This window comes from Belnapia rosea (assembly GCF_900101615.1).
Lineage (GTDB): Bacteria > Pseudomonadota > Alphaproteobacteria > Acetobacterales > Acetobacteraceae > Belnapia > Belnapia rosea.
Genome location: NZ_FMZX01000015.1, coordinates 21954 through 33336 on the forward strand (window position 1 = coordinate 21954; position 11383 = coordinate 33336).

General features: G+C 66.3%; 5 protein-coding genes. All 5 read left to right on the plus strand.

All coding sequences use genetic code 11. From position 1 onward, the window contains the following. The first annotated feature begins 1058 nt into the window (after positions 1-1058). The 5 genes from BLR02_RS28770 to BLR02_RS20170 all read left to right on the plus strand — a co-directional run bounded on the left by BLR02_RS28770 (position 1059) and on the right by BLR02_RS20170 (position 11339). Positions 1059-7109, plus strand: a complete 6051-nt coding sequence (locus tag BLR02_RS28770; protein WP_176849700.1) for a cupredoxin domain-containing protein — start codon at positions 1059-1061, stop codon at positions 7107-7109. A gap of 161 nt (positions 7110-7270) precedes the next feature. Then, positions 7271-8602, plus strand: coding sequence for a WD40 repeat domain-containing protein (locus BLR02_RS20155; RefSeq protein WP_090664416.1), 1332 nt, complete (start codon positions 7271-7273; stop codon positions 8600-8602). Then, complete coding sequence (locus tag BLR02_RS20160) at positions 8599-9171, plus strand: SCO family protein (RefSeq protein WP_143018209.1); 573 nt, start codon at positions 8599-8601, stop codon at positions 9169-9171. The genes BLR02_RS20155 and BLR02_RS20160 overlap by 4 nt, the downstream gene beginning before the upstream one ends. Positions 9172-9305: 134 nt before the next feature. Next, the gene (locus BLR02_RS28775) at positions 9306-10517 is read left to right on the plus strand and encodes a c-type cytochrome (protein ID WP_176849701.1); all 1212 of its coding nucleotides are present in this window, start codon (positions 9306-9308) and stop codon (positions 10515-10517) included. Positions 10518-10577: 60 nt separating this feature from the next. After that, on the plus strand, positions 10578-11339 hold the full coding sequence (locus BLR02_RS20170; RefSeq protein ID WP_218128004.1) for a DUF2278 family protein: 762 nt from the start codon (positions 10578-10580) through the stop codon (positions 11337-11339). Positions 11340-11383: the final 44 nt, after the last annotated feature.

An 11383-nucleotide genomic window follows, 5' to 3' on the forward strand; every position in this document is an offset into this window, starting at 1 on the left:
CAACCCCGTGGAGCCATGCAGCAGGGGGTGTCTTTTCTTGCCCTGATGGCGCTGTGTCTCGTTGTCGGCCTCGGGATGGCCGCGCTGAGTGTGGCGTTGTACCTGTTTTTTTAGGCGGGGATTATCGAGCCTTAACTCTGCCCAGGCGAGCTTCAACAGCATCGCCCAAGCCCGCAGCACCGCCCCGCACATCGCTAGCGGCTCTGTCGCGGACCATTGCCCGTGGTGCAGATAGGGAAATTCTCCATCCATCCCGCTACGCTTGCAGGACGCATACACGGCGCCGCCGGAGTAATCCGGTTGCTGCCATTCGAAGCCGGGCGGGAGTAGCTGTGCCGCCGCTTCCTTAGAAGTCGTGTAGGCGGGAGCCGGGCCGTGGTGACCTAATGCCGCATGACTGGAGGAGAAGCACGGCACCAAGCGGGGTTAGGCTTGGCGAGTGCTGCACGTCCCGCATCGCATAACCCGGAACATGGGGCGGGCTCAGTGTGTCCGTGGCGCCGGTTCATGCAACAAGGTGCCCAGGCGGTACTTCACGATGTCCACGCATCTTACATGTCTAAACCCGGCGCAGCACGCCGCCGCAACAACTCTTTTCCGACTCATACCTTTGTACTGCTGAACTTGATACGAACAGCACACCCATCAAGCAACACCCAGCAGGATAAGAGCTTATTAAGTTACAACCGTAGCGCAAAAGTTACCGCAATCCTTTTCCATGCCTGCGAACGTGTTTTCGCAAATGTTGCTGGTCAAGGTGCCACATGCGCTCTTTAACCCTTGCGACTGCTTTAGTAGTGATCTCCTGCCATGGAGCTCTCGCCCAAGTGGCACCATCGAGGGGATCTGCAACACACATCGACGATTCACTGCGCCAGCGTAGTACTGTCGTAGCAAATGTTGTGGCACTGGAACAGCCGCTTCTCTATAACCGTTTTGGCTCTCATAATCCGCACGGGATGATTTTCGCGCTCTCCCGGGATGTTACGCATCCTGGGCAGCGTAGCTCGCCAGCACGGCTTCGAGAAGACAAGCGCCCGCGGCCGCTCGTGCTACGGATGAATGTCGGCGACGTGCTCGAAGTGCGGTTCCTAAATCTCCTCCCGGGCGTGCGGCGGAACGAACGTGGCTGCGAAGGAAGGGTCGGTGGTGGCGACAGCACCGATTGGCCAGCCACCGCCTGCGCCGGCATCTCCGTTATTGGGTTGCCGATGCCATCGGCGAGCGTCGACGGGCCGCGTCCGCCGCAGCCCCAAACCATTCCGTTTGAGTTCGACGTCGGCAGCGGCACCGGCGCGACGGGAACGACAAGCGTCCCGGTCTCCTGTGAGACCGATCATACCGACCGGCCTGACAACGAAGCGAAGCGCCAGGGCTTAATTCCGCAACGTCCTGGCGAGTGTCGCATCTACCGCTTCACCGCCGACCGACCAGGCGCGCACTTGATGCTGTCTCACGCCGCTCCTACGGGCGGCCAAGGCGACGGTGGCAGCCTGTCGCATGGCCTCTTTGGGGTCGTCGTCGTGGAGCGCGAGGGCAGCCGCTGGTACCGCAGCCAGGTTGACGCCGCGACCCTCGCTGCCGCCCGAGAGGCAGTTAGGAAAACTAGTAACGGCCAGCCGACCGCCTTTCTCAATTACGAAGCCGTAGCGCAAGGAGCGCCGCTCCTAAACATGGCGCGTAGCGCACCCAGCGACGGCCTGCTGGAAATCATGCATTCCGACCTTAACGCGATCGTCTACTGCCCGCTGGCCGAGCGCGAACGTGGCGGGAGTCGACCCGGCGAGAAGCCGCTGGCCGGTGCTCCACAGGACAGGGACTTGCCGTCCCGAGATGTACCCGAGTGGCACTGCGCGTCGCGAGCGATGCGCGAAGCCTCGCCAGGTGTTGCGAGTGTGGAGCCGGACGGCGAACCGTGGCACGGGCTACCGGCGCACCGCTCTTTCACGGCTGTATTCCACGATGAACTGAAAACCCGTTATGCACGACCGTTCGAACTGCTGGACCCCGAGCGCCGCCTCGCGCTCCTCGGCGGGAGTCGCGGGGAGAACGGCGCCCCTGAACCGAACGGCGCGATGCTTGACGGCATTCGCGACGGTTTCGCCATCAACTATGGCGCGTCCGGCATGGGTTCTATTCTGCTCGCAAACCGACTAGGGATTGGTCCTGCGCGCGACTGCACCGAGTGCCTCTACGAGGAGTTTTTTTTGCAATCATGGGCGAATGGTGATCCCGCGCTGATTACACCCGAGATGAGCGACTCTTTACCAGAGCAAGTGGCGCGCGGTGCCCGTCTCTACCCGGACGATCCGTCGAACGTCCATCACAGCTATCTCGGCGACCGCGTTGTGTTCCAAAACCTGCACGCTGGCCCGAAGGAGACGCATGTCTTCCATCTGCACGCGCACCAGTGGCGCGCCGGGTCTGACGGGCAGGGAGCCTACCGAGACAGTCAGACCATCGCACCGCTACAGGCTTTCGCGTACGAGATCGACTATGGCGGCGGCGGCAACCTAAACCTCACCCCGGGCGACGCCATCTTCCACTGCCATCTCTACCCACATTTCGCTCAAGGTATGTGGGCCCTGTGGCGGAACCATGATGTGCTGGAGGATGGCACCCGCACCCTGCCGGATGGGAAGCTGGGCGAAGGCACTAATCCAGCAGACGGCACCCGCCGGCCTGGTGCGCCGATCCCGGCCGTCGTGCCGCTTCCAGGCCAGGCTATGCCGCCTGCCCCGACCTACGACGAGGACCCAGAACCCGCAGTGGCGGGCCGTCCCGGATACCCCTTCTTCGTACCCGGCCTTCGCGGGCATCGCGCGCCGCAGCCGCCGATGGACATTCGCGACGATGGCGGTTTACCGCGCCACCGCGTCGTAGGAGTCGGGGAGCGTCACGGACCGGACCTGCGCGGGGCGATCCTGGACGCCGATTTCGTGCTGCACCTCGACAAGCTGGAACTGGAGTTGCTGCCGCAGGACGGCGACCTGCGCGAGAAGCGCGCCATGGCCTTCCATGCTGCGCTCGGCGAGTCACCCGGCACGGCGCCGCGCGCGCGCAACGCAATTGACGGGAGCCTCGTCGAGGGGAGGCGGTTCCGCCCCGTGGCAATCGGGCAAATGGGAGCTTATAATCTGCCGCGCCCCGAGAATGGGGAGCCCGGCTGGTTCCGCGTCAATGGCCGCGACCCAGTGCGCGGCGCACCCTTCGCCGATCCGTGCCGCAACACCGCCTCGGAGGATCCAGGCGCCGGGCGGTACTCGCACTCGCCGCTCAGGGTCTACGAGGTGTCAGCTGTTGAGCTGGACCTCGTCGTCAACGAGGCGGGGTGGCACGACCCACAAGGCCACACCAACGTGCTGACCGCCGAGGCCGAGCGAGTGGAGCACAGGAGCATGCGCGCCGCGCCGTTCTTCTTCCGTGCGCATTCGGGCGACTGCGTCGAGTACCACCACCAGAACCGCACCGGAGGCGTCCTGAAGCTCGACGACTTCCAAGTGGCCACGCCCATCGACACAATCGGCCAGCACATCCATCTTGTGAAGTTCGACGTACTCGCCGCGGACGGCTCCGCCAACGGTTGGAACTACGAAGACGGCACCTTCGCGCGCAGCACAATCCTCGAGCGGCTCGAAGCTGCGTCTCGTGGCCGCCTCGTGGACACTGACGGCGCTCCGCGGTCGCGGGACGCGCTCCGCCAGCAGATTGATCGCCTCAGGGCCGAGCCGCGCTATCAGACCACCACCCAGCGCTGGTACGCCGACCGGATCTGGCATGCTCCCGGTGTCTCTTCCGGTGGCACTGGCGGGCCCTGCACTCAGGACGGCCGAGCATTCGGCGAGGTAGAGTGCCGCGACTCAACACTCCGCACCGTCTTCACCCATGACCACTTCGGCCCCTCCTCAATCCAGCAGCACGGCTTCTACAGTGCGCTGCTGGTTGAGCCGGAAGGAAGCGAATGGTTCACGGCCGACGGTCGTCCGATGTGTTCGAGCCCCGCTTCCATGGCCGGATCGCGCCCGCAGGGGACCTGCGTCATGCCGGTAACGCAGCTATTCCCACCTGACCCTGACGCGAGCGGGGGGGAGGATCTTTTAGCCTCCATACGCGCCCTTTGGCGACCGAACGCCCAGGCCGTGATCGTCCGCGCCGGCGGCAACCCGTCGACGCAGGAGTATCACCGCGACCACCGCGAATTCCCGATGGCCATCGCCGACTTCGCGTTGCTCTATGCTCCCGGCCCGGTCGGGGTGAAGCCGCGCCCACGAACCCTTTCGCCTGCCAGCCAGGAGAGGGTGATGGAGTTCCGCCGCCAGAACGGCTGGCCGGTCGACCCGCCGCTGGCCCCCGAGGCGATCAGCCAACACCACCATAATCCCTTTTTGCTGAACTACGGTCACGAGCCGCTACCGCTGCGCATCGGTCGGCACTCCGAGATGCCGGACGAGCGCCCACCCTTGCCGCGCGAGGACAACGAAGGCGATAAGCCGCTGAGCGCGCGCTGCCCGCAGACCCGTGTCAACAATCTGGATGAAATCAAGATGCAGCGCCCGGCTCCTGTGCCGCGCCCGGGCGAGATCGCGCTTGCCGATCCCGGTGACCTCGCCAACGCCTTCGACAGCTGGTGCCATGGCGATCCTTTCACTGAGATTTTCGAGGCCTTCGAGGGCGAGCAGTTCCAGATCCGGCTAATCCAGGGCGCGCAGGAGGTGCAGCACGTCTTCAACGCGCCGGGGCTCCGCTGGCGCCGGGATCCGGATGTCTCCTACGGTGCACAAGGCACCACGGGTGATTTGGCAGCCCGACTGCTGGCCCAGCGGAATACGCCGGCGGACCGGCTTACAGCGCGCGAAATTCAACCGAGCTTCGTCTCGGCCCAGGAGGTCGGGATCTCGGAGCATTTCGAGTTCCAGACTACGCACACCGACGTGACCGGACGGGCAGGCGCGGCCGATTTCCTGTGGCACTTCGGCTCCTCTGACGCGATCTGGAACGGAGCCTGGGGAGTGATCCGCCTCCATGGCGGCACCATCCGGGACCACCAGAGGGAGTGGAACGAGAACAACGGCGAACGCGAAGCTACGGCTACGCCGGACGCGACCTGCGACGTCGCGCGGGGCATGGCCGACGCTCGTGGCCTGCCCAAACCCGACTGCGACCGGAGGGCAGTACGCGGCCGCCTGCTTAGCGTCCGCGCCGGCCGGGCAGCGGCCGAACAGGCCGGCGCTGCGGATGCCTTCCGGAGGCAGAAGGCGGGCGAGCACGCCTTCCAGTCGCCGCAGGTGCACTTCCCCGAATGGCAGCAGCATCCGGAGCAGCCCGGCAAATCACGTCCGTTCCGTGGCGGCATCGATAACAATGCTTGTCCCGAGCAGGTGGCTTGGCTGCGGCTGCCCTCACCAGGCACAGCGGACAGCGCGCCGTCCTGGGCCTTCGAACGCGTGCGGATGCGGAGCTATGAGGTTGTCGCCGAGCCGGACACACGGCCGGGCGAGCGCGGCCGGGAGGTCTGGCGCGGAGAGGGCGGGCGCATCTACGACCCGCGGCCGCTGCGGTTCCGTGCGATCCGCATGGCCACCAGCCTGGGCGCGGTGCCGCCACATCCCAACGCCGCCGTCTACCGCGACTTACCGGCTGCGGATGCGGATGCGGGACCGCTGGTCCTGCGCGCCCTGGCCGGCGAATGCATCCACGTCCGCCTGCGCCACCGCGCGCCCGGCGCGGCACTCGACCCGGTGGAGGGGGAGGCGCGCCTGCCCGGCATCGTCTCGCTGAACACCACCTACGAGCACGTGCCCGGGCCACGCTCTTGGGAGCGCGGCTTCGATGCACGCGCTGCCCTGGGGCGTGATGCGCTGCGCCGTGCTGGCGTGCTGCTACCCTCCCGCCGGGTCTCGCTGATGCCGCAGCTCGTCCAGCAGAACCCGCTCGACACCGGAGTGCTAGCGGGCATCAACAGCCTGTCCCAGGTGGATCCGCAACGCGACGCCTACCGTCGGCTCGCGGCGGAGGCACCGGAGAGCGGGCTGGACACGGTGGTGGACTACGCGTGGTTCGCCGGCGTCAACATACCGGACCCGCGCAATCGCGGTGGCGAGGAGCACCAAGCCTTCACGGTGGTCGGTTTTGCCATGGATTTCGGGCCCGTTCCCCTGACCTCCGGCACCGACCCATTCTTCCAGCCGGCACACGGCCTGCTCGGCACGCTCGTCGTGCACGAGGCCCATGCGCGGCTGCCGGAGCCTGGAGATCCGCCACCGCCACCGAACATGCCCCGTGGCGGCTGGACGGCGCCCGTGACGCCGGTCTGGCTCGCGCGCGGGGAAGGGAATGACCGGGCCCGGCCGGCCGACTACACCGATGCTGTCTTGGTCTATCGGGATGGCTTGAACCACCACTTCCGCAGCCGCGACCAGGCATCCGAATACCAGGAGGGCAGGCCACTGCCGGACTGCCCTGTCTGCGACGACAGCTACGACCGGGGCGAGCGCGGTGCGGGATGGCGCGCTGAGCCTCTTTGGGCGCGCCTCATGCCCTTCCCCACGCAGCGCCGCGAAGGTGTAGTGTTCCCGCAGCCGAGAACCCGCCCGCCGGGCCCACCGGCCAGCATGCTCCCTCATGCCGACCAGCAGGGTCAGCCGGCGTTCGAGGGAAGGCCCGACCTCAACGCCATCGTTTTCCCTCGGACCCACCTGCTGGCGCCCGGTTCGCGGATGCCAGTTATCCGGGCCACGACGAACCGGGAGTTGCGCCTGCATGTGCTCCAGCCCGCAGGACGGGCGCGGCAGCGCATCTTCACCGTCCTCGGCCATGACTACCGTGATGGCCACTTTTACCCGGGCGCCCCGGAGCGGGCGCAGCGACTGTCGCCGACATTCCTTCGCGTATCTCTGGGCGCGTCCCACGGCCAGGAACCGACCTGCGGGGTTGGCAATAGGTCTGGCGAGGCCGGATGGTACGGGGCGGCCGGGGCTTCGCTGCTCGGCCCGGGTCGGGCGGTCACCGCCGTGATCCCATGCCCGCGCACAGGCCGGTGGCTCTGGCGCGACGGGCCCACCCCGATGCTAAATGCCGGCGTCTGGGGCTGGTTGGAGGTGCGCCCATGACACCAAGGCATGGGGTAGCACCGAGCCTGGCGTTGACGGCATTCCTGGTGACCAGCTTGGCCGGGGCGCCCGTGGCCGGCCAGGAGGTGCAGCCCTTTGCTGCGCCCGGTAGGGCGGGGGCCAGTTCCCCGGGAGGGGGCGAGCTGGTCGCAGGTCGTCCGATGCGTCTCGGCTTCGCGCCCGCACCCGGAATTGCGGCGGCGCCGCCGAGCATGTATCGCGCCTTCTTCGATCGGCCAACCGACCGGGTGCCCTGCATCGAGGCGGCACGGCGCTTGGTCGCTAATGGCGGCAAGGGTGTAGGCTCACGGGAGCTCACGGGACCGCTCGTGGCCGCCTTCGGCTCGGACGCGACCATCACCATGATCGATCCCTCGCTTCGTCTTGGTCCCGCTGGCCTGGCGGGTATTGTGCGGCTGCCAGGGCCTCCAAAGGCCTTCACATTGGACACCGTCGGGCAGCGCCTATTTGTTGCCACAGCCGAGCCGCCAGTCGTGGCGACAGTGGACCTCGTCACGCGCCGCGCCGACGCTGTGCTTAGTTTTGACAAGCCCGTAACGGATCTCGCCTGGGACGCGGCCGGCGAGGTGCTTCTCGTACTTTCGGCGGACGGCGTCGTCACCCTCCATGACCCCGACACGCTGCAGCCGCGCGCCGAACCGACCCTGCCCATGGGCAGCGCTGGGTCCATAGCAATCCTTCCACGCGAGCGGCTGGTGGCGCTCGCCTCGATTGCGGGCCAGCTTCTGATCCTCGACGCTCCGACATTGCGCCCGCTGCACGTAGTAGATCTCCCGGGTAGTGCCGGACATCCGGTGCGGCTCGCCGTTGCGGAGGAAACGGCGACAATCTTCGTCGCCGCTGGAGCATTGGCTTTCGCTATCGAGGCAACGAGTGGCAGGCTCGTCGCGCGCCTCGTCCTTCCAGCGTCAGCGAAGGCGGTGCTGCCCCTACCCTCGGGCCGTGCCGCCGCACTGCTGATCGACGGCGCAGTGGTGGTGCTCGACGCCGCTGCGGGTCTTGCCTTCAAACTGCCTGCCGCGCTTTCGGCCGAAGTTTCCCTGGCAGGCCCGACACTCTACCTGCGCCCTGAAGGGACATCGCGGTTGACCCTAGTAGACGCCTTGCGCCTACGCCCGGGCCGGGTTGGTACCGCAGTCGCCGACGCCGGCGCAGCTGCGTTTGGAAATGCAGGACTACCGCTGCTGGCACCGCTGGGCGAAGCGATGCTGGTAGGCAATCCGGAGGAGCGCAGGATCTACCTTCACCACGGTATGGGGATGGCGTCGCCCCGTGCGGCTTTCGCCGCCGGTGGCTCGCCCCTCGCGGGGATTGTGGCCCTGGCGCGTGAGCCCGCGCGCACCGCTGCGGCGCGCATCGAACTCACCACGGAAGCCCCAGGAGTAGGCCGCTGGCGGCTAATCTTCGCCTTGCCGGAGCAGGGCCGCGCCGTCTGCCACGAGATCAGCATAGCGCCGGAGGCCCCGGCGTGAGCTCGCGGCCCACCCGTCGCGCCGTGCTCACGGCGGCACTCGCTGCGCCATCGGTGGCAGCGGCCTGGAGTCCCTTTGCCACCGTGCTGCCGGATGCTCCGCTGCTCGACCATCGGCGTCGACCCTGGCGGTTCCGCAGCGAGGCCATGGCACAGTGCCCAGTGATCGCTCTTGATCTGATCTACGCCGGCTGCACCTCAATTTGTCCGCTGTCGACTCGCGTGATGGCGGAGGCGCGCAGCCTTCTCGGCGACGAAGCCGTCGGGCCGCTGCGCTACCTGTCATTGACCCTGGACCCAGACGCCGACACGCCTGAGCGTCTCGCCGAATACGCTGCGGCAGCCGGCGTAGCCGAAGCCGACAACTGGCTATTCCTCACTGGGACGCGCAGGGATGTCGCTGCGATCCTGCGGGCGCTGCGGGCGCGCTTTGCCCGACCAGACGACCATGCGCCGGTCTTCTTCGTGGGCGAAGGACGCATTCCCCGGTTGCAGCAGCTTTTCGCCATTCCTCCGCCCGAGGAACTCGCTGCGGAGCTTCGTAGACTTTGGCACGGCTCGCGGGGATGACGGCAAGCGCGGCAATTTTGGCGTTGGCGCTAACAACGGTCGCAATGCCTCTCGCTCTCGCTGCCGACCGCCCCGACGTTGAGGCTGGTGCGGCTCTGTTCCAGGGTAATGGCCTACGCGCCACGCTGCCTCATATGGGCGGTCTGCAGTTGTATGGGGACTCGGCTGCCTGTACTCGCTGTCACGGAGCAGATGCTATGGGGCAGCTCGAGGGAGGGCTGGCCGCGCCCGCTCTAGTCTGGCGCCTCATGCGCGCGAGCACACCAGCGCGGCCGGGCTATGACGCCGCATCGCTTTGGCGTGCGTTGGCCGAGGGGCAAGACTCGGCCGGGCGGGCACTTCATCCGGTTATGCCTCGCTACGACCTGCGGGAGGCGGATATCACCTCGCTGATCGCGTTTCTGCAGAGCGACAGGCGCAGTGCAGTTGGCGTAAGTGGTGATGAAATCCGCATTGCGGTGCCGCATCTCGCGGGCGATGCGTTTGTCCCTACGCTTCTCAATGCACTATGGGCAGCCCCAGGACGCAATGCCTGGGGACGACGCCTGCGCGCGGTCGCGCTACCTGTTGCGGCGGATGGTCAGGGGGCACAGGCCTCAGTCTTACGCGCGGCTGCGACACTGGCGGCGGTAGCGGGTCCGGGTGCCCGAGTGCCAGGCCTTGATGCTGCTTTGCAGGCGGCAGACCTGCCTCACCTATTTCCGCTCGACAGCTACGACGCCGCGCCCACCGCTGCTGTGCTCGCTGAAGCGCCTATTGCTGTACAAGTCTCCATCCTCAAGCGGCATGCTGAAGCGATGGGCGGTGCCGTCGCCCTGCTCTGCGGGGAAAGGGTTCTGGAGGAGCAAAGCTGCACCGATCGTCTGCCAGCCGGGATCAAGGCAGTGGTTGCCGCGCGGCAATTGCGCTCTGACGACCTCGCTTGGCTGCCCGCAGGTGTGACGGTGTTCCTGCCGTTTGATCACGCGGCGGCACTGCTGCGGCAGCAACCCAAGCTTGCCTTCCCGCTAGTGGTGGCAGACCCGCGCGGCCGTTTGATGCCGGGCAGCGTGCTTGAGGAGCTCCGCCGTTTGGCGCCCGCCTTATTGGCGCGGCAACCCGACCTCGCACGGCGCATCCACGCAGCGGCGGACCTCACGGCACTCGCACTCCAGCGCGCCGGACCTTGGCCGGTGTCTACTGAGCTCCGCGCCGCGCTCGCCAATATCGCGGCCGGCCAAGTCAGTGCCCTTATCGCCCCGATGAACGATGGCATCAGGATTGATGCCGCTTATGGCGTGCAACTTTTCCAATTAAGGCCGGGCAGCAGCGAGGCCCAGGTCAATGTCACTTGGGAGCGGCCGTGATTGTGTTTGATCGTCAGGCAAGGCGCTCGCCATGCTTTTCGCGGCAGAGCGGCGCAAACGGTGCTGAAGCGGCTTAGAACAGCTGTCGCATCGCGCGTCTCGCTTTTGGAGTTCGAAGCCATGTCCTTGCCGAACTACGGGGTGCTCGTCGGCCGGTTCGACCACTTTGAGCGCGATCCAGAAAACCGCTACGGCAGCTATTTCCACGGGCACGTTTTCGTACGTGCCCCGCTGCCGCAGGGGATGCAGGCGCTGTTCCGCTGCGCTGTTGACGTGAAGGAGCCCAACGGTGCTATTGAGTACAGCGAGGTGCCACACCTCGATTGGCTGATGTCCCGCAGAATAGACCCGTTGCCGGAGGGATACCACGAGCTCGCGCGATCGGACTCGTCCGGTGCAATCGATTATGTTCGGAGCCCGATTCACAGACCCCCACCCGAAGCGTCGATGGACTCGACCAACCTACACTCCCGGCCTACGGACATTGGGCAGCGGCCGGTATGGCAGCAGAACGTCGGCGGCAGTGCGCTCGATGCGCTTGAGGCGTTCCTTGTGAATGCTGAGAGGGTTTTCGTCTTCGGCGCGCCGTTTACAGACGGGAACGGCATACACGACGTGCACATGAACCAGGGCGATCCTCTACCAGAGCCGGGCGAGCCGAACTATCGGCAAAAGCTGCAATGGTATAACAACAGCGGCGTTTGGCAGGATGGCGCCGTGTTCGCGCAGGCTGCCAACGGCTCGATGAAAGCGTTCCTGGTGAAGTTCGTCACGCAGACGCTCAATACCGATAAACAGGGTCACCCGTTTGGCAGATCATGAGCAATGGAGGAGCTCAGTCAACCACACGGCACAGCTAACGCTAT

Bases quoted from the DNA above. Each gene is read 5' to 3' on its own strand.
- BLR02_RS28770 (WP_176849700.1), top strand. From the start codon at position 1,059: ATGAATGTCGGCGACGTGCTCGAAGTGCGGTTCCTAAATCTCCTCCCG.
- BLR02_RS20155 (WP_090664416.1), top strand. From the start codon at position 7,271: ATGCGTCTCGGCTTCGCGCCCGCACCCGGAATTGCGGCGGCGCCGCCG.
- BLR02_RS28775 (WP_176849701.1), top strand. From the start codon at position 9,306: ATGGGCGGTCTGCAGTTGTATGGGGACTCGGCTGCCTGTACTCGCTGT.